We start from the raw sequence: 18,434 nt of genomic DNA, 5'->3' as shown, positions 1-18,434 counted from the left end.
CCCGCCCACGCAAGTGGCGCGGGTTTTTTTACGTTTTTATGGGCAATAAAGAAGGTTTTAAGAAGGTTTTCTTTGGTCGTAGTTATGCCAGAATTGCTGTCCGGTATCGACATGATGTCCATGCCACCTGACCGCTATCTGGATGCCACATGAAAATTTCCCGCAATCTCTCCTTGCTCCTGTTGTCCGCCGGCTTGCTGGGCAACGCCGCCGCTGCCGCGCCCGCCGGCAGTTATTTCCGCTTTCCCGCCGTGCGCGGCGATACCGTCGTCTTCACGGCCGAAGGCGATTTGTGGAAAAGCAATCTGCGCGGTGGCGCGGCCCAGCGTCTGACCACGCATCCCGGCTATGAAACGAACGCGGCGATTTCTCGCGACGGCCAGTGGCTGGCGTTTTCCGCCGCTTATGAAGGGGCGCAGGAAGCGTATGTGATGCCGCTGGCCGGCGGCTTGCCGCGCCGTATTTCCTTTGACAATGGCGGCGTGCTGGTGCTGGGCTGGACGGCGCAGGGCGAGGTGCTGGTCAGCACGCAAAATACGGACGGTCCCGCCTCGCGCCGCATCGTCGCCGCCATCGATCCCGTGAAACAGACGCGGCGCGTGTTTCCCGTGGCCGACGCCAACGACGCCGTGCTCGACGACGCGGGCAAGACCCTGTTCTTCACGCGTTTCGGCCTGGCCATGACGAATGACAATGTGCGCAACTACCGGGGCGGCGCGCATGCCACCTTGTGGCGCTATGAGCTCGACGGCAAGGGCGAGGCCGTGCGCATGCACACGGATGCCGGCGTTTTGGCAGGCAACAACAAGCGCCCCATGTGGTGGCAGGGCCGCGTGTATTACATCAGCGACGAGGGCGGCAGCGACAATCTGTGGAGCATGCTGCCCGACGGCTCCGACCGCCGTGCCTTGACCAGCCACACGCAGTGGGACGTGCGCAACGCGCAGCTGGGCGACGGCAAGATTGTGTATCAATTGGGCGCAGACCTGCGGGTGCTGGACCTGGTCGCAGGGACGGATTCATCGCCATTGCCGATCAGCCTTGTCTCCGACTTCGACCAGCAGCGCGCGCGCCAGATCCGCTCGCCGCTCGACACCCTCTCGAACGTGCAGCTATCGGGCAAGGACGAGCGCATCATCCTGACGGCGCGCGGCAAGGTCAGCATCGCCGGCACGGGCAGCCTGCGCCGGGTCGACATCGCCATTCCCGATGGAGCGCGGGCGCGCGATGCCGTCTTTTCCAGCGACGAGAAATCCGTGTTCGCCATCGTCGACACGAGCGGAGAAAACGAAATCTGGAAGTACGCGGCCGACGGCTCGGGCAAGGGCGAGCAGCTGACGACGCAGGGAGATAATCACCGCTGGAAGCTGTATCCGTCGCCGGACGGGCGTTGGCTGGCGCACACGGACAAGAAGGGCCGTTTCTGGTTGCTGGACCTGGCGACCAGGGGCAATCAGCTGATCGACGATGCGGGCAAGGCGGGCGTGGACAAGCACGACGAAGTGCAATGGTCGCCCGACAGCCGCAACCTGGCCATCGTGCGCGTGGCAAGCAACGAGCAGCGCGAGCAGATCGGCTTGTACAACCTGGCATCGAAGCAGCTGCAGTTCGTCACCAGCGACCGCTATACCTCCGGCTCGCCCGTGTTTTCGCCGGACGGGCGCTGGCTGTATTTCATGTCGGCGCGCAATTTTCAGCTGGCCAATGGCTCGCCCTGGGGCGATCGCAACATGGGCCCCGTGTTCGACAAGCGCATCGGCGTGTATGCGCTGGCGCTGCAGCCGGGCAACCGTTTCCCGTTCCAGCCCGACGATGAACTGAGCCGTCCGGGAGTGAAACCGGCCGAAACGGACGATGAAAAGGCGGCCGAATCGGCGGCGGAAAAGGCATTGGAAAAGGCCAGCGGCAAGTCGGCCGTGAAGAAAACGCCGGCCGCCCTGCCGGACGTCGTCTTCAAGGGACTGGCCGAGCGCCTGTACGAAGTGCCGCTAGCGGCCGGCAATTACAGTGCGCTGGCCATCGATGACAAGCGCCTGTATTTCCTCGAGCGCGACAGCGGCGAGAACAAGTCCAGCCTGAAGACCTTAGCGATTGGCAATACCGGCTCCAAGCCGGAACTGCTGGTGGCCAATGTGCGCGAATTCGACCTGGCGCAAGATAAAAAGCATTTGTACTACAGGACAGCAACCAGCGCGGCAGCCACAGGCCCGGGCGAGATGCTGGTGATCGAGGCGGGCGCCAAGCTGCCGGCCGACCTGTCGAAGGCGAAAGTAAAAGTCGACGACTGGACGTTTGTGTCGAACCCGCGCCTGGAATGGAAGCAGATGTTCAACGATGCCTGGCGCTTGCACCGCGATTTCCTGTACGACGCGAAGATGCGCGGCGTGGACTGGAAGGCGGCGCGCGACAAGTATGCGCCGCTGGTCGAGCGGGTCACGGACCGGGCCGAGCTCAATGACGTGCTGGGCATGATGGTGGCCGAAGTGGGCGCCCTGCATTCGCAGATCCGTCCCGGCGAATTGCGCCGCACGGAGCAGGAAGGCGCGCCGGCCGGCCTGGGCGCCGTGCTGGCGCGCACCAGCGAGGGCTACCGGGTCGAGCATGTCTACCGCAGCGAGGCGGAACTGCCCTCGGCGCGCGCACCGCTGTCGCGGCCCGAAGTGGATGTGAAGGAGGGCGACGTGATCACGGCCGTCAACGGCAAGGACGTCCTGGGCGTGCGCGACATCAGCGACCTGCTGCTGAACCAGGCCGACAAGCAGGTGCTGCTGCAGGTCAAACGCGGTCATGGCAAGGGCGCGCCGCGCGCCGTCATCGTCACGCCCGTCAACATGGCGAAACAGACGGCGCTGCGTTATGGCGACTGGGAATTGAGCCGCGCCGAGCAGGTGGCCGCCGCCTCGCAGGGGCGCATCGGCTACCTGCACCTGCGCGCCATGGGCGCCAACGACATCGCCTCGTTCGCGCGCGATTTTTACGCCAACATCAACCGCGAAGGCCTGATCATCGATGTGCGGCGCAATAACGGCGGCAATATCGACAGCTGGATCATCGAAAAACTGCTGCGCAAGGCCTGGGCCTACTGGGCGCCGCCGGGCGTGCAGCCGTCGTCGAACATGCAGAACACCTTCCGCGGCCATCTGGTCGTGCTGGTCGATGAACTCACGTATTCCGATGGCGAGACCTTCGCCGCAGGCATCAAGGCATTGAAACTGGCGCCGCTGGTGGGCAAGCGCACGGCCGGCGCCGGCGTCTGGCTGAGCGACAATACGCGCCTGGCCGATAACGGCATGGCGCGCGTGGCGGAAAACGGCCAGTTCGGCATCGACGGCCAGTGGCTGATCGAAGGCGTGGGCGTGGTGCCGGACGTCGAGGTGGAAAATCCGCCGCACGCCACCTTCAATGGCGCCGACCGCCAGCTGGATGTGGCGCTCGACATGCTGGCGAAAAAGCTCAAGGAACAGCCGCGCCCCGCGTTCCAGGCGCAGCCGATCCCCGCGCTGAAGTAATTCCGTTACAGGCTGCAGGCGGTCTTGACGCGTGGCACCAGATAGCCGTACTGCTCGTGATGGCGCAGGTCGGCGGTGGACGGCACGTCCTGGTGCAAGGCAGTCCGCTGGTGCCGCCCGCGCCGCCGTGTCCCGTGCCGCGCTGCCATAGATCGTGCGGGTGAGGCCTGCCGTCCACGGTTTTTTTGTATGGCCGAAAAATCAGCCGGCGCGCAGGCGGCGCCACAGCGTGGTGCGGCTGATGCCGAGGTATTGGGCGGCGGCGTCGCGGCGCCCGCCGAAGCGCGCCAGTACGGCGCTGGCGCTTTCGTCTTCCAGGCGCGGCGGCGCGGTGGCGGCCGGTGCCGGCTGCGGCGCGGCCGTGCCGGCAGCATTGCCCAGTTCCGGCGCCACGCCCAGCACGAAGGCGGGCGTGAGCGCCTGCAGCGGTTCGGCTGCCAGGAACAGGGCCAGGCGCTCGGCCAGGTTGCGCAGTTCGCGCACGTTGCCGGGCCAGCCGTAGCGGCGCAGCAGCGGCGCGCAAGCCTGGATTTCCGCGTGCAGGTTGGGGTGCGGGCGGGCGCCCAGCGCGGCCAGCGCGTTTTTCAGCGACCATTCGGCCAGGCCGGGAATGTCGCTGGCGCGTTCGCGCAAGGCGGGCAAATGCAGGCGCAGCACGGCCAGGCGGTAGAACAGGTCGGCGCGGAAGCGTCCTTCGCGGATGCGCTGCTCCAGGTCGCAGTGCGTGGCGCTGATGATGCGCACATTGATGGCGATGGGCCGCGTGCCGCCCACGCGCACCACTTCGCGCTCTTCCAGCACGCGCAGCAAGCGCGTTTGCAGGGCCAGCGGCATTTCGCCGATTTCGTCGAGGAACAGGGTGCCGTGGTTGGCCGCCTCGAACAGCCCCGCATGGCCGCCCCGGCGCGCGCCCGTGAACGCCCCGTCCTCGTGGCCGAACAGTTCCGATTCCAGCAAGGACTCGGCGATGGCGCCGCAATTGATGGCAATAAAGGGCCGGTTCGCGCCCAGGCTGCGCGGGCTTTCGCGGTGGATGGCCTGCGCCACCAGTTCCTTGCCGCTGCCCGTCTCGCCCTGGATCAGCACCGTCGCCGGCGAGCGCGCATACAGCACCACCGACTGGCGCAGCGCTTCCATCGCCTCCGATTCGCCGCGCAAATCGTGCAGGCCGTGGCGCGCGCGCAGGGTGTCGGCCACCACCGCGCGCCGCCCCCGGTTCGATTCGATCTGGGTCAGGCGCGCCAGTTCCAGCGCGTCGTCGAAGGCGCGCCGGATGGCCGTGGCCGAATACACGAAGACGGCGGCCAGGCCCGCTTCCTCGGCCAGGTCGGTGACGAGGCCCGCGCCGACGACGGCTTTGACGCCCTCGGCCTTCAGTTCATTGATCTGCGCGCGCGCGTCTTCCTCGGTGGCGTAGGTGCGCTGCGCGATCTGGAAGCCGAAGGTGGCGGCAAATTCGCCCAGTTCCGGCATCGGATCCTGGTAGGTGACGACGCCGATGTGCGGCGAGATGCGCCGCGCGCGCGCCAGCGCCTGCATCACGTCGTAGCCGCTGGCCTTGGCGATGATGACGGGTACCGACAGCCGGCCTTTCAGGTAGGCGCCGTTGGAACCGGCCGCAATGACGGCGTCGCAGCGCTCCGTGGCCATGCGTTCGCGGATGTGGCGCACGGCGTCGTCGAAGCCCAGGTTGATCGGCTCGATCGTCGCCAGGTCGTCGTATTCGAGCGTGATGTCGCGGAACAGGTCGAACAGCCGCGAGACGGAGACGGTCCAGATGACGGGTTTGTCGCGGTGGTCGAGCGGAGGTTGGGGAGGGCGGCGCATGCTTTATTCTAAACGATTTGTTTCATATTTTTGCTGTGCAACGGCGTTGCAACAAGCGTGTTGCAAGTGGTCTGTGGCGTTTCAGATATTGCCAATAAGGAATATGAAAAAACCCCGGGAAACTGGTTTATGATCTAACAGCACTATGATGCCTGATGAATATATTGCCCAGGTGCATTTCGACCGCCAACAACCGAACCATGGTGTCCATGAACCGCGTACCGACCAGTCCCGATTTCATCGCCGATGCCTTGCAGCTGATCGCCTTGCCTGCTTGCGCCTGCGATGCCTGCGGCATGGTGGTGGCCGCGAATGGCGCCTTGCAGTCCTTGCTGGGCAGGGATATATCGGGCTGGTTGCTGGCCGACTGTTTTACGGACGCCTACCGCGCGTCGAGCACCAGCATGCTGCGCGGCGCGCTCGGCGCGGCCGGGCGCGAGCGACAGTGGGACAGCAGCCTGCAAGGGGAGGCGGGCGCCATCGCCGTGCAGGTATGGTCGAGGCCGCTGCTGGTGGACGATGGCTTGCCGGGCGCGACCCTCGTGTTTGCCGACATCCGCGTGCAGCAGCGCGACCAGCAAGCCCTGCGCAAGACCTTGCTGGAACAGCAGGCCATCCTGGAAAGCGCGGCCGTCGGCATCATCTTTTCCAAGGGCGGCTTTATCGAGGAATGCAATATCCGCGCCGCCGAGATGCTCGGCTATGCGCGCCACCAGCTGACGGGCATGCCGGGCGCGGTGCTGTACCGCTCCGCCGAGCATTGCCGCGCGCTGGGACTGGAAGCGGCGCCGCTGCTGTCGAAGGGCAAGCCGTACCGTACGGAGCTGGAATTGCGGCGCCAGGACGGCACCCTGTTCTGGAGCCGCCTGCACGGGCGCGCCGTCGATCCCTTGAATACGCATGACGGCACGGTCTGGATCATCGAGGATATCAGCGACCACCGGCGCGATGAAGACCAGCTGCGCCGTGCCATGCTGGAAATGCAGGCCGTGATGGACAACGCGCCGCTGGCCATCGGCTTCCAGCGCGACAAGGGCGTGCTGCGCTACAACCGGCGCTTCGCCGAATGCTTCGGCTTCGATGGCGACAGCGGCGTGGGCCTGGCCGTCGCCGACCTGTATCCGTCGCGCGCGGCCTACGAGAACGTCGTGCGGCAGGCTGCGCCTCTGCTGCGGCGCGGCCTGCCGTTTCAGGGCGAGATGGAGATGCGCCGCCGCGACGGCTCCACGTTCTGGGCGCTGGCGTATGGCTATGTGCTGAATCCCGAAAGCCAGTCCGACCGCGCGCTGCGCGACACGATCTGGCTGTTCGACGACCGCAGCGCGCAAAAGGCGGCCGAAGAGGCGACGCGCCAGCTGATGCTCGAGCAGCAGGCCATCCTCGACAACGCCTCCGTCGGCATCCTGTTTTCGCGCTCGCGCCTGATCCTGCGCTGCAATCCCCGCTTCGCCGAAATGTTCGGCTATGCGCAGGAAGAGATGACGGGCATGCCCGCCGCCGAACTGTTTCCCTCGCCGGCCGCCTACGAGGCATTCGGCGTGCAAGCGACGCCGCTGCTGGGACAGGGCTTGCCGTACGAGCAGGACGAATCGCTGTTCCGCCGCCGCGATGGCAGCCTGTTCTGGTGCCGCATCCGCGCCAAGGCCGTTGACCAGGCGCACAGCGAGCAGGGCGCCATCTGGATCCTCGAAGACATCACGGCCAGCCGCCAGGCGCAGATGGAGGTGGCGGCCATCATGACGAATGCCTCGGTCAGCATCCTGTACACCAAGAACCGCCAGATCACGCGCTACAACCTGGGCTTTGCCGCGATGTTCGGCTACAGCGGCGACGAGGCGCTGGGCTTGCCCGGGCGCGCCCTGTACGTGTCGCAGCAATCCTACGACCTGCTGGGCGCGGCAGCCTTTCCCTTCCTGTCGGTGGGCAAGCCCTTCCAGACGGAAGTGGAAATGATGCGCCGCGACGGCACGACCTTGTGGGCGCAACTGATCGCCTACGTCGTCAATCCCGACGATCCCGCGGCCGGCACCATCTGGATCATCGAGGACCGCACGGAAGCCAAGCGCGCCGAAGAATCGCTGCGCAACGCGCTGCTGGAAAACCAGGCCATCCTCGACAGCGCCGTGCTGGGCATCTCGGTGATAGAGGGGGGCTACAATTTGCGCGCCAACAGCAAGATGGAAGAGCTGTTCGGCTATGGACCCGGCGAGATCAACGGCCTGTCGGTGCAGGCGCTGTATCCGGACGTGGCCGCGTGGAAGGTGGCGCGCGGCGAGACGGCGCGCGATTTCGATGCGGGCAGGGTGCACATGTCGGAATACCAGCTGGTGCGCAAGGATGGCAGCCGTTTCTGGGCGCGCCTGTCCGGCCGGCCGTTCGACCTGGCGCATGCGCATGGCCGTTCCGTGTGGCTGGTCGACGACGTGACGGCGCGCCGCGAGGCGGCCGAGGCGGTGCGCCGCGCGCGCGACGAACTGGAATTGCGCGTGCAGGAACGCACGGCCGAACTGGCCGGTGCCAACCTGCTGCTGCAGGGCGAAATCGTCGAGCGGCGCCAGGCCGAGGCGCGGGTGCACCACATGGCTTACCACGACAACCTGACGGGCTTGCCGAACCGCGCGCTGCTGTCGGACCGGCTGGAACGGGCCATGCTGGCCTCGCAGCGCTCGGAGCGCAAGCTGGCCGTGATGTTCATCGACCTCGATCGTTTCAAGACCATCAACGATTCGCTGGGCCACATGACGGGCGATCTGCTGCTCAAGGAAGTGGCCGCGCGGCTGTGCGGCGCCGTGCGCGCCAGCGACACGGTGGCGCGCCTGGGCGGCGATGAATTCGTCGTGCTGGTGCCGGGCATTCGTGGCGGCGAGGAAGCGGCGCGCGTGGCGGAGAAGATCATCGAGGCGCTGACGCCCGCCTTTCCGCTCGACGGCCACGTGCTGCACGTGACGCCGTCGATCGGCATCTGCGTGTATCCGGACGATGGCGGCGATGTCGATGCCCTGATGCGCCATGCCGATGCGGCCATGTACCACGCCAAGGGCAACGGCCGCAACAACTACCAGTTCTTCACGCAGACGATGAACCAGGCGGCGGCCCTGCACTTCGATCTGGAAAGCAGCTTGCGCACGGCGCTGGCGCTGCAGCAGTTCGAACTGTTTTACCAGCCGGTCATCGATATCGCCACGCGCCGCCTGCACGGCATGGAAGTGCTGCTGCGCTGGCGCCGTCCGGGCCACGGCCTGGTGCTGCCGGACCGCTTCATTCCCATCATGGAGGAAAACGGCTTGATCGTGCCGGTGGGCGAGTGGGTGATGCGCCAGGCGTGCGAGCAAAGCATGGCCTGGCAACGCCAGGGCTTGCAGCCGGTGCCGCTGGCCGTGAATTTGTCGCCGCGCCAGTTCATGCACAAGGGCCTGGTGGCGGCGATTGGCGCCGTGGTGCGGGAAACGGGGATCGATCCGTCGCTGCTGGAATTCGAGATCACCGAGACGGCGCTGATGCAGCACGGCGAGCATACCCTGGAGATCCTGCGGCAGATCAATGGCATGGGCCTGCGCCTGTCGATCGACGATTTCGGCACCGGTTATTCCAGCCTGGCCTACCTGAAGCGCTTCCCCGTGAAGAAGGTCAAGATCGACCGCGCCTTCATCAAGGACCTCGAGCACAGCGCGGAAGACCGCGCCATCGTGTCGGCCATCATCGCGCTGGCCGACAGCCTGCAATTGTCGGCCGTGGCCGAGGGCGTGGAAACGGAGGAGCAGTTCGCGCTGCTGCAGGCGAACGGCTGCCGCTATGCGCAGGGCTATCTGTTTTCCGCGCCCGTGCCGGCGGTCAATGCGCAGGCCTTGCTGGAACGCGTTGTTAAGACTTCGAGCGCCTAACAGAACCGTAGCGAGCGGCAGTGAGTTGTGGCTGAGAAGCGGAGCTGTGCGAATGCACAGTGAGCATCGGAGGCCGCAAATCGCGACGCGCAGTAGGTTATGTTAGGTGCTCAATCAATCGTCGCCACCACCGGCGCATGATCGGACGGCTGTTCCCACTTGCGCGGCACGCGGTCGATCACGCAGGCCGTGCAACGGGCTGCGAGAGCGGGCGAGAGCAGGATGTGGTCGATGCGCAGGCCCTTGTTCAGGCGGAAGCCCAGCTGGCGGTAATCCCACCAGCTGAACGATTTTTCCGCCTGTTCGAACAGGCGGAAAGCGTCCGTCAAGCCGATGTCGAACAGGCGCTGCAGGGCGGCGCGTTCCTTGTCCGAGACCAGCACCTGGCCTGCCCAGGCGACGGGGTCGTGCACGTCGCGGTCGTCGGGCGCGATATTGTAGTCGCCGACGACGGCCAGCTGCGGGTGCTGCTGCGCTTCTTCGGCCAGCCAGTCGTGCAGGGCGGACAGCCAGCCCAGCTTGTATCCGTATTTGTCCGAGTCGACGCTCTGGCCGTTCGGCACGTAGGCGCAGACGACCCGCACGCCGCCTATGGTGGCGGCCAGGATGCGCTGCTGCGCATCGTCATAGCGCGGGTTGTTCTTTACCACGTCGGTAATCGGCAGCTTCGACAGGATGGCCACGCCGTTGTAAGTCTTCTGGCCGCTGAAGACCACCTGGTAGCCGGCCGCCTCGATCTCGGCGACGGGGAACTTGTCATCCGTGAGCTTGGTTTCTTGCAGGCACAGTATGTCGACCGGGTTGTCGGTCAGCCACTGCAGCACTTGCGGCAGGCGCACTTTGAGCGAGTTGACGTTCCAGGTGGCGAGTTTCATGGGAAAAATCCTTGCTTGAGTAGGTGACGATTGGGTGTCGATAGGCGCGAATCTTACCGCATGCGTGTCGATGGCGTCCTGCCCCGCTTGTCGGGCATGGGCTTGATTGACGGGCGGGGAAAAAGCGGTGTTAACAAAGTATTTGCATTTAACCAATCGTGGCGCATGAATATTATGTTTTTGTGTATCATTGATCAACCCCTATGTTTGATTTGGCATAAGTGGCTGGCATGGCAGGCTGCGTCTTGCCGTTGGGCGCGACAAAGGTGTAAAGTTTCTCGCTAAAACGCGATAAAAACTACTAAAATGGCACAATGTAACAACTGTGTCACACGGCTTTGTTACAGCCAAGTTAAGAACCGAACAGGAAGCAGTTGTAATTAGTTGTAATTGCTATTCCGATTACATGACCACTGTGCCGGGGACGGAACGTTAATTCCGTCCCTGGCGCCGCCAGACTTGTTATATAAATTGCAGTACTGTATCTATGAGACTGTTTTACGACATCAATAGATGGTACTATTTTGAAATGTTGCAGTTTTAATAGTGAGACTTGCGCGTAGCATTTGCAAAGGAAGAAAATGCGAACTGCATTTGAAGCGTGGGCGCAGCGTGACGGCCACATTGTGCGGCGAAGAGAAGACAAACCGGATGAGTACCTGATTTTCGAGACCCAGCGCCGCTGGGTTATCTGGCAGGCAGCTCTGACGCATGGCAAGACGGCGGCCAAGCCGCGCGTGAGCGCGGCCGAAAAGGCGGCGAAAGCCCAGCGCGCGCTGGAAATGTCCTCCGATGAAGCGACCGTACGCAACAAGGTGCTCAATGAGGTGCTCGACGCCTTCAGCGGCGCCGATGGCGCGGCCGGCATGGAAGGCATACTGAAAGTGATCCAGGGCCTGAAGCAGAAGCAGAAGGCGCTGGCCGACGACAAGAGCGAAGATTCAACGGCTTGAGGGGACGGCGATGCGTTATCGGCACTATAAGGGCGGCATTTACGAACTCGTGTGCGAAGCCACGCTGGAAGCGGATCTGACGCCGATGATCGTCTATCGCGCCGCCGACGGTTCCATCTGGACCCGTCCGAAAGACGTGTTTTTTCAACTGATCGAAGTCGAAGGCGTCATGGTCCAGCGTTTCGCTCCCATCAACTGATGGCCGCCTGCGTGCGTGCCCGGGATTATTTAATGCGTAAATTGCTGCCTGCCGCTTTGGTGCTGGGCTTTGCCTGCGCCGCGGCGCATGCCGAAACCATCGGTTCGGTCGATACGGTCTTCAAACTGATCGGCCCTGACCATAAAATCGTCGTTGAAGCGTATGATGATCCGCGCGTCGCCGGCGTCAGCTGCTATCTGTCGCGCGCCAAGACGGGCGGCATCAAGGGCGCTGTCGGCCTGGCCGAAGACAAGGCCGATGCGGCCGTGGCTTGCCGCCAGGTGGGGCCGCTGCAATTCAAGGGCAAGCTGCCGCGCCAGGAAGAAGTGTTCACCGAGCGCGCCTCGATCTTCTTCAAGCACGTGCGCGTCGTGCGCATGGTCGACAGCAAGCGCAATGCGCTGGTCTACCTCGTGTATTCCGACCGCCTGATCGAGGGCAGCCCGAAAAACAGCGTCACCGCCGTCGCCGTGCCTGGCGACCAGCCGATTCCCGTCCGTTAAGCGAGCTTCCCATGCGCGTGCCATCGTCTGCCGCCCTTGCCGCCTTTGCCGCCGGGACGCTGCTGTTTGGTCTGGGCGGCTGCGCTACCCTGACGGGCAACACGGACCAGATGGTGCTGGTGCAAACCATCCAGGACAACCGCGAGCTGACTGGCGCCGGTTGCATCCTCAGCAACGACGTGGGCAAGTGGTTCGTCACCACGCCGGGACGCATCACCATCCGCAAGAGCCAGGAACCGTTGAAAGTCGATTGCCGCAAGCATGGCTCTCCCGCCATCGCGACGGACGACCACATCGATCCCAAGCTCAATGGCAGCGTATGGGGCAATGTCATCCTGACCCTGGGCGTCGGCTATTTCGTCGACCGCAACACGGGCGCCGGCTTCGACTACCCATCGATCCTGACCATCGTCATGCAAGACCCGGCCCGTCTGGCGCCGCCGCCCGCACCCATCGCCGTGAAGCCGCCGCCGGCCGCCGTGCCGGAAACGGTGGTGCAGCCCAAGGTGGCACCGTCGCCGTTGCCCAATCCCGTCGTCTACTGATTAATATCCCACGCATGAAAAAACCGCCAGGGTCAGTGACCGTGGCGGCTGCTTCGCGACGCCGGTAGCGCTGGGCGCTACCGGCCGGCGTCAACTTAGACGCGGTTGATCAGGAACGTGGTCAAGAGTGGTACTGGACGGCCGGTCGCGCCCTTCGATCCGCCCGATTTCCATGCCGTGCCGGCGATGTCCAGATGCGCCCAGGTGTACTTCTTGGTGAAGTTTTCCAGGAAGGCCGCTGCCGTCACCGAGCCGCCGCCTGGCGTGCCGATGTTGGCCAGGTCGGCGAAGTTCGACTTCAGCTGTTCGTTGTACGCCTCTTCGATCGGCATGCGCCATGCCGTGTCGCTCGATTGCTTGCCCGCTGCCAGCAGTTCATTGGCCAGCTGGTCATGCGCCACATCGCTGCGCGTAAACAGGCCGCTGTTGTGGTGGCCCAGGGCGACGACGCAAGCGCCCGTCAGGGTGGCGATATCGACCACGGCTGCCGGCTTGAAGCGTTCGGCGTAGGTCAGCGCGTCGCACAGCACCAGACGGCCTTCGGCGTCCGTGTTCAGCACTTCGATGGTCAGGCCGTTCATGGAGGTGACGATGTCGCCCGGCTTGGTGGCGCGGCCCGACGGCATGTTTTCGCACGCGGCGATGACGCCGATGACGTTCAGCTTCAGGTTCATTTCGCCGATGGCGCGGAAGGTGCCCAGTACCGAGGCGGCGCCGCACATGTCGTACTTCATTTCATCCATGCCAGGACCGGCCTTGATCGAAATGCCGCCCGTGTCGAAGGTGATGCCCTTGCCGACCAGGACCACCGGCGCATCCTTGGCCTTGCCGCCCATGTGTTTCAGGACGATGAATTTCGGCGGCTGCTCGCTGCCGTTGGTGACGGACAGGAAGCTGCCCATTTTCAGCGCTTCGAGCTGTTTGCGGTCCAGTACTTCGACTTCGAACTTGTAATCCTTGGCCAGCTGCTTGGCCGTGCTGGCCAGGTAGGTCGGATTGGCGATGTTCGCCGGCAGGTCGCCCAGCTTGCGCGTCAGGTCGGAACCGTTGGCGATGGCGATGGCTTGTGCCAGCGCGCCGCGCGTGCCTGCCGTTGCTGGCGCTGCCAGGACGATCTTGCGCACGCCTGCCGGCGCCGGATCTTTTTTGCTTTTTTGCGAGTCGCAGCGGTATTCGCTGTCATGTGCTGCTTGCACCACGCAACGGATTGCCCAATTTACGTCGCGCTCTTTCACTTCAGCCAGCGGTAATGCGATAATGGCGTCCGCAGCGCCCAGCGAGCCGAAGGCCTTCAGCGCGGCTTGTACGCCGGTTGCGAAGCTTTTTTCGCTGACAGTGTCATCGCTGCCCATGCCTACCAGCAGAACACGTTCGGCGGCGACGCCATCGACTGCGCGCAGCAGCAAGGTGCTGCCAGGCTTGCCGCTGATGTCGCCGGACTTCAGCGCAGCCGAAATCGCACCCTTGCTGTCCAGCGATTTTGCCGCTGGCGACAGTTTTTTGTTTTCGAATACCGCAACCGCGATGCATCCGCTTTTGGCCGTGCCGAGGGTGCTCTTGGTATCGAATGCTTTTATGCTAAAGTCCATTTGGTTCTCCGTTTTCATTTACTAGTAACGTGTTACTCAACTAACTGACCCGAATTATAAACTCCGAATGATCTTTCAACGCGCCCTTCGACGTGAATTGGCTAGTGCCGCCGGGGCCACCTTCACTGTTTTGTTCAGCATCCTGCTCACCTGGATGCTGATCGGTATTCTCGGCAAGGCGGCGGGCGGCAAGATCGCGTCGGCCGACGTCATGTCCCTGATGGTCTTTTCCGCCCTGATGCAGCTGCCCACCATCATCATCCTCACCGGATTCATTTCGGTGCTGATGGTCGTCACGCGCAGCTACAAGGAGTCGGAGATGGTGGTGTGGTTCGCCTCGGGCCTGAGCCTGTCGCGCTGGATCTGGCCCGTGCTCAGCTTCGGCCTGCCGCTGGTGCTGGCCACCGGCGTCCTGAGTTTGTACGCCACGCCGTGGGCGCAAAAGAAAAGCGATGAATATGTGGCGCGCTTTGAAAAGCGCGAAGACCTGCAGAAAGTCACGCCGGGCCAGTTCCGCGAATCGGCCGGCAGCAACCGCATCTTTTTCGTCGAGGGCGCCAGCGGCGAAAAGAACGTGGTGCAGAACGTCTTCGTCAATACCGTCGATGAAAAAGGCAGCGCCGTCGTCGTCGTCGCGAAGGAAGGCGTGATCAATACCGACGCCAAGGGCGAACGCTTCCTGGTGCTCAAGAGCGGCCGCCGCTACCAGGGCGTGCCGACACAGGCGGACTTCCAGACCATGGAATTCGAGCAGTACATCATGCGCATCGAGAGCAAGCAGCAGGAACTGGGCGCGGAACTGGGCGTGCGCGCCATGAGCACCATGGCCCTGGTCGCCGATCCGAATCCCTACACCATGGCCGAGTTGCTGTGGCGGGTCAGTGCGCCGTTGATCGGCCTGATGCTGATCCTGCTGGCCATTCCGCTGGGCTTTGTCAATCCGCGTGCCGGCAGTTCGGCCAATCTGATCATCGCCCTGCTGATTTTCTTCACCTACAGCAATCTGATCAAGGTCGTCGAAGCGAGCGTGAAACAGGGGCGCCTGACCTTCGGTCTGGCCTGGTGGCCGCTGCACCTGCTGGCGGCGCTGGCCGTGGTGGCGCTGTTTGCGTGGCGCCTGAATGTGAACCACCGCTATCATCCGCTGGTCCTGCTGGCGGCGTTCAAGCGCGCGCGCCGCGCCGGCAAACCAAGTAAAGCGGTATCGAAATGAAGATTTTACAGCGCTATTTTGCGGTCTCGATATTCCAGGCGGTGCTGTTCGTGCTGCTGGCCTTTCTGGCTTTGCAAGCCTTCATCGACCTGACGGGCGAGTTGCCCAAGGTGGGCCGCAACGGCTACACCATCCAGTATGCCTTCCTGTATGTGCTGGTGCTGGTGCCGGGGCACGTGTACGAGGTGATGCCGATCGCGGCGCTGATCGGCACCATCTACACGATGGCGCAGTTTGCCGCCAGTTCCGAATTTACCATCATGCGCGCATCGAGCATGTCGACGGCGATGGCCGCCGGTTTCCTGTTCCGCATCGGTATCGTCTTCGTCGTCATCACCTTCATCTTCGGCGAGGTGATCACGCCGCGCACGGAGCCGCTGGCCGAACGCCTCAAGCTGACCTCGCGCGGCGCGGCCGTGTCGAGCGAGTTTCGCTCGGGCCTGTGGACCAAGGACATGGTCAAGAGCGACGGCCTGACGGGTACCGTCACCGGCTCGCGCTTTTTCAATGTGGGCGAAGCGCGTGCGGACGGCCAGCTGAAAAACGTCAAGCTGTATGAATTCGACACCGATATGCGTTTGCGCACCCTGACCGTGGCCAAAGGCGCGACGTATCAGGGCAATAATATCTGGCGTCTGACCGATGTGACGGAAACCTCGTTCTCGAACAGCGCGGCCACCTCGCCCGGCTTCGAGCCAAAGCTGGCGAACTACTATGGGCAGGAAACGAGCCTGGTGCGCACGGTGCAGAGCGCCAGCAAGGACATGACGTCGGAGGTGACGCCGAAGATCCTGACGGTGTCGGCGTCCGACCCCGAGCGCATGTCGGCCAGCGAACTGGCCGTGTACACGCGCCACCTGGCCGAGAACAAGCAGGAAACCGAGCGTTTCCGCATCGCTTTCTGGAAAAAACTGATCGATCCGCTGGCCATCTTCGTGCTGATGGCGCTGGCGCTGCCGTTCGCCTACATGCATACGCGCAGCGGCGGCATCAGCCTGAAGATCTTCATCGGCATCATGATCGGCGTGAGCTTCATGCTGGTCAACACCCTGTTCTCGCATCTTGGCTTGCTCAGCACCTGGCCCGCCTTCCTGACGGCGGTGGCGCCGAGCGCCCTGTATCTGCTGCTGGCGCTGGGCGCCCTGTGGTGGGTGGAGCGGCACTGATGGAGACGAACGTGAAACAGGCATTGATCTTGTTTGCCCATGGCGCGCGCGCCGCATCGTGGGCCGCCCCCTTCGAGCGGCTGCGCGACCTGACCCAGGCGCGCATGCCCGGCGCCAGCGTGCACCTGGCCTTCCTGGAACTGATGACGCCACGCCTGCCCGAGCTGGTGGCGAGCCTGCTGGCCGAGCTGCCCGCCGGCGCCATCCTCGACGTCACCGTGGTACCCGTGTTCCTGGGGCAGGGCGGGCATGTGCTGCGCGACTTGCCGTTGCTGCTGGAAGAACTGCGCCAGCAGCATCCGGCACTGCGCCTGAAGGTGGTCGAGGCGGTGGGCGAGAACGCCAGCGTGCTCGCCGCCATCGCCGATTACTGCGTGGCGGCGCCAGGTTCCAGCCCTTTGCCTTGAGCGGCATCGACATCGTCTACCTGTGGGTAGACGGCGCCGATCCCGCCTGGCGCGCGCGCCGGCGACACGCCTATGCCGCCTGGGCGCAGGCGCATCCTGGCCAGCTGGCCCTGCACGGCAACGTGGCGGGGCGCTACCGCGACAACGGCGAACTGCGCTACAACCTGCGCGCGCTCGAGCGCTTCTTTCCCGGCCATGGCCACATCTACCTGCTGACGGACCGGCAAGTGCCCCACTGGCTGCGCGCATCAAAGCGCCTGACGGTGATCGACCATGCGAGCCTGATGCCCGATGCCTCCCTGCCGGTGTTCGACTCCGGTCATATCGAATCGTACCTGCACCATATTCCGGGATTGTCCGAACGCTTCCTGTATCTGAACGACGACGTATTTTTCGGCGCGCCGTTCGAGCCTGCATTCTGGTTTGGCGGAGAAGGGGACCGGCGTTTGAGTGTTTTCACGGAGAGCGCGCTGCACGATGATGTGCCGGGCTTGCGCGCCGACGTGGCTGCGCCCGTCAATTGCGCGACCTTGTCGCGGCAATGGCTGTCGTCGCAGTACCCCGCTTACCTGCATGAACCGCGCCTGTATGCGCATGCGCCGCGGCCCATGCTGAAAAGCGCGCTGCATGCGCTGGAAGGGCTGGCGCCGGCCATGTTTGCCGCTGTGCGCGAGACGGTGTTCCGTTCGTGGCAGGTGCCGGCATTGCTGCCCGACCTGGTGCCGCGCTGGATGGTGCATCAGGGGATTGCGCGCTCGCGCATGCTCGACCCGCTGCATATCGCCAGCGGCGATGCGCAGGCGCCGCAGCAGCTTGAGGAACTGGCGGCGCGTTTCGGCAGCTTGCCGTTTTTCTGCATCAACGATACCTGCGACGAGGCCGGGGACGACGACCCGCGCCTGCTGCGCGTGGCCGCTACCTTGCAGCGGCTGCTGCCGCTGCCGTCATCGTTTGAAGTTGCTTAAGCCGCTTTCTTCTTCGGCGCCAGGCTGATGCGGGCGGCGGCCGTGCTGTCGGACAGCGAAGCGAGGAACAGCAGCAAATAGGCGCCCAATTCGAGCACTTCCTCACCGAGCAGCGCGTAGGCGTCCGGCATGCCATGAAAGACCTTCTTGTCGAAAGGCCAGCCAGCGACCATCAGCAAGCCGCCGATGGCCGTCAGGATGGTGATGCGCATGCTGAAAATCTGCGGCGCATGGGCAAACACCTTGCGCGCGCGCGGCGCGAAGAAGATCAGCAAGCGTATCAGGATCAGCAACTCCACCAGACGCAGGGCTTTTTCCAGCTGCGCCCAGGCGGGCGCCGTGCCGAACTGATCGATATCGAGTTCGCGCAGCAGGAAGCCGAACAGCAGCGCGCACAGGCCCGCATGCATGAGGAAGCGCAGGGACTGGCGGTCAGTCTCTTGCCAGGCGCGCACGCCGTGCACGGTGCAAGCCAGGGCCAGGAACAGCGCCTGCAGCCATTCCAGCAAATGGTTTTCGTCGTCGATATTCGGGAACACCGTCCACAGGGCGATGGAGGCGAGCATGCTGAGCAGCACGGCGCTGGCGACGCCGACATTGCTGCGGCTGAGCGAAGTCAGGGCTTCGCGCATGGAGGTGAAATTCATGTGTGGTCGTAAGGCTAAAGTTGCGCGGCGCGGTATTGCAGCCTGCGGGCGCAGCTTTTTTCGGGGAGGGTCAGCCGGGATACCGCACGGCAAGCGCTATGGCGGGGCGAAGCGTGAATTTATTGCTATCACGCAACAACTTCTCGAGAAAAGAT

14 protein-coding genes are annotated in these 18,434 nt (G+C 63.9%); 10 read left to right on the top strand and 4 right to left on the bottom strand.

Annotated elements, in window-relative coordinates:
* Positions 1 to 149 precede the first annotated feature (149 nt).
* Positions 150 to 3,509, top strand: a complete 3,360-nt coding sequence (locus tag OX462_RS20570; RefSeq protein WP_409026946.1) for a S41 family peptidase — start codon at positions 150 to 152, stop codon at positions 3,507 to 3,509.
* 201 nt (positions 3,510 to 3,710) lie between these two features.
* On the opposite strand, the gene prpR is transcribed toward OX462_RS20570, so the two are convergent.
* A complete protein-coding gene (prpR, locus tag OX462_RS20565) occupies positions 3,711 to 5,336 on the bottom strand; it encodes a propionate catabolism operon regulatory protein PrpR (protein ID WP_409026945.1) in 1,626 nt (541 codons plus the stop codon).
* 209 nt (positions 5,337 to 5,545) lie between these two features.
* Here prpR and OX462_RS20560 point away from each other — a divergent pair, with 209 nt between their 5' ends.
* The gene (locus tag OX462_RS20560) at positions 5,546 to 9,217 is read left to right on the top strand and encodes a sensor domain-containing protein (RefSeq protein ID WP_409026944.1); all 3,672 of its coding nucleotides are present in this window, start codon (positions 5,546 to 5,548) and stop codon (positions 9,215 to 9,217) included.
* 110 nt (positions 9,218 to 9,327) lie between these two features.
* Here OX462_RS20560 and xth read toward each other — a convergent pair whose 3' ends face one another.
* Complete coding sequence (gene xth, locus OX462_RS20555) at positions 9,328 to 10,092, bottom strand: exodeoxyribonuclease III (protein WP_409026943.1); 765 nt, start codon at positions 10,090 to 10,092, stop codon at positions 9,328 to 9,330.
* Between the two features lie 581 nt (positions 10,093 to 10,673).
* Here xth and OX462_RS20550 point away from each other — a divergent pair.
* From OX462_RS20550 to OX462_RS20535, 4 genes are read left to right on the top strand one after another with little or no spacing between them, the layout of a single operon-like run.
* The gene (locus OX462_RS20550) at positions 10,674 to 11,045 is read left to right on the top strand and encodes a phiTE_015 family protein (protein ID WP_034751548.1); all 372 of its coding nucleotides are present in this window, start codon (positions 10,674 to 10,676) and stop codon (positions 11,043 to 11,045) included.
* Positions 11,046 to 11,055: 10 nt separating this feature from the next.
* Complete coding sequence (locus OX462_RS20545; protein WP_034782199.1) at positions 11,056 to 11,244, top strand: DUF1653 domain-containing protein; 189 nt, start codon at positions 11,056 to 11,058, stop codon at positions 11,242 to 11,244.
* Positions 11,245 to 11,276: 32 nt separating this feature from the next.
* On the top strand, positions 11,277 to 11,747 hold the full coding sequence (locus OX462_RS20540; protein ID WP_070219479.1) for a CreA family protein: 471 nt from the start codon (positions 11,277 to 11,279) through the stop codon (positions 11,745 to 11,747).
* Positions 11,748 to 11,758: 11 nt separating this feature from the next.
* Positions 11,759 to 12,292: a hypothetical protein gene (locus OX462_RS20535; protein ID WP_409026942.1), complete on the top strand. Its 534-nt coding sequence runs from the start codon at positions 11,759 to 11,761 to the stop codon at positions 12,290 to 12,292.
* Positions 12,293 to 12,387: 95 nt separating this feature from the next.
* Here OX462_RS20535 and OX462_RS20530 read toward each other — a convergent pair whose 3' ends face one another.
* A complete protein-coding gene (locus tag OX462_RS20530) occupies positions 12,388 to 13,881 on the bottom strand; it encodes a leucyl aminopeptidase (RefSeq protein WP_409026941.1) in 1,494 nt (497 codons plus the stop codon).
* 67 nt (positions 13,882 to 13,948) lie between these two features.
* On the opposite strand from OX462_RS20530, the gene lptF reads away from it, so the two are divergent.
* Genes lptF through OX462_RS20510 form a run of 4 tightly spaced genes read left to right on the top strand, consistent with a single transcriptional unit; the run spans position 13,949 to position 17,632 of the window.
* Complete coding sequence (gene lptF / locus OX462_RS20525) at positions 13,949 to 15,094, top strand: LPS export ABC transporter permease LptF (protein WP_070219476.1); 1,146 nt, start codon at positions 13,949 to 13,951, stop codon at positions 15,092 to 15,094.
* A complete protein-coding gene (gene lptG / locus OX462_RS20520) occupies positions 15,091 to 16,260 on the top strand; it encodes an LPS export ABC transporter permease LptG (protein WP_070219475.1) in 1,170 nt (389 codons plus the stop codon). The genes lptF and lptG overlap by 4 nt, the downstream gene beginning before the upstream one ends.
* A complete protein-coding gene (locus OX462_RS20515; protein WP_070219474.1) occupies positions 16,260 to 16,667 on the top strand; it encodes a sirohydrochlorin chelatase in 408 nt (135 codons plus the stop codon). The genes lptG and OX462_RS20515 overlap by 1 nt, the downstream gene beginning before the upstream one ends.
* Positions 16,664 to 17,632 (top strand): stealth family protein, encoded by a 969-nt coding sequence (locus tag OX462_RS20510; RefSeq protein ID WP_409026940.1) that lies wholly within the window; start codon positions 16,664 to 16,666, stop codon positions 17,630 to 17,632. Before OX462_RS20515 ends, OX462_RS20510 begins: the two co-directional genes overlap by 4 nt.
* On the opposite strand, the gene OX462_RS20505 is transcribed toward OX462_RS20510, so the two are convergent.
* Positions 17,629 to 18,279 (bottom strand): hypothetical protein, encoded by a 651-nt coding sequence (locus OX462_RS20505; protein WP_139143061.1) that lies wholly within the window; start codon positions 18,277 to 18,279, stop codon positions 17,629 to 17,631. The two genes, OX462_RS20510 and OX462_RS20505, sit on opposite strands and share 4 nt — an antisense overlap.
* Positions 18,280 to 18,434: the final 155 nt, after the last annotated feature.

Origin of the sequence: Janthinobacterium aestuarii (assembly GCF_046113285.1) — a bacterium.
GTDB lineage: Bacteria > Pseudomonadota > Gammaproteobacteria > Burkholderiales > Burkholderiaceae_D > Janthinobacterium.
Note: the sequence above shows the minus strand (reverse complement) of the source record. Positions and strands in the feature narration are given on the sequence as shown.

What these genes read in the sequence shown, in the direction of transcription:
- OX462_RS20570 (WP_409026946.1), top strand. Translation starts at nt 150, where the DNA reads ATGAAAATTTCCCGCAATCTCTCCTTGCTCCTGTTGTCCGCCGGCTTG.
- prpR (WP_409026945.1), bottom strand. Translation starts at nt 5,336, where the DNA reads ATGCGCCGCCCTCCCCAACCTCCGCTCGACCACCGCGACAAACCCGTC.
- OX462_RS20560 (WP_409026944.1), top strand. Translation starts at nt 5,546, where the DNA reads ATGAACCGCGTACCGACCAGTCCCGATTTCATCGCCGATGCCTTGCAG.
- xth (WP_409026943.1), bottom strand. Translation starts at nt 10,092, where the DNA reads ATGAAACTCGCCACCTGGAACGTCAACTCGCTCAAAGTGCGCCTGCCG.
- OX462_RS20550 (WP_034751548.1), top strand. Translation starts at nt 10,674, where the DNA reads ATGCGAACTGCATTTGAAGCGTGGGCGCAGCGTGACGGCCACATTGTG.
- OX462_RS20545 (WP_034782199.1), top strand. Translation starts at nt 11,056, where the DNA reads ATGCGTTATCGGCACTATAAGGGCGGCATTTACGAACTCGTGTGCGAA.
- OX462_RS20540 (WP_070219479.1), top strand. Translation starts at nt 11,277, where the DNA reads ATGCGTAAATTGCTGCCTGCCGCTTTGGTGCTGGGCTTTGCCTGCGCC.
- OX462_RS20535 (WP_409026942.1), top strand. Translation starts at nt 11,759, where the DNA reads ATGCGCGTGCCATCGTCTGCCGCCCTTGCCGCCTTTGCCGCCGGGACG.
- OX462_RS20530 (WP_409026941.1), bottom strand. Translation starts at nt 13,881, where the DNA reads ATGGACTTTAGCATAAAAGCATTCGATACCAAGAGCACCCTCGGCACG.
- lptF (WP_070219476.1), top strand. Translation starts at nt 13,949, where the DNA reads ATGATCTTTCAACGCGCCCTTCGACGTGAATTGGCTAGTGCCGCCGGG.
- lptG (WP_070219475.1), top strand. Translation starts at nt 15,091, where the DNA reads ATGAAGATTTTACAGCGCTATTTTGCGGTCTCGATATTCCAGGCGGTG.
- OX462_RS20515 (WP_070219474.1), top strand. Translation starts at nt 16,260, where the DNA reads ATGGAGACGAACGTGAAACAGGCATTGATCTTGTTTGCCCATGGCGCG.
- OX462_RS20505 (WP_139143061.1), bottom strand. Translation starts at nt 18,279, where the DNA reads ATGAATTTCACCTCCATGCGCGAAGCCCTGACTTCGCTCAGCCGCAGC.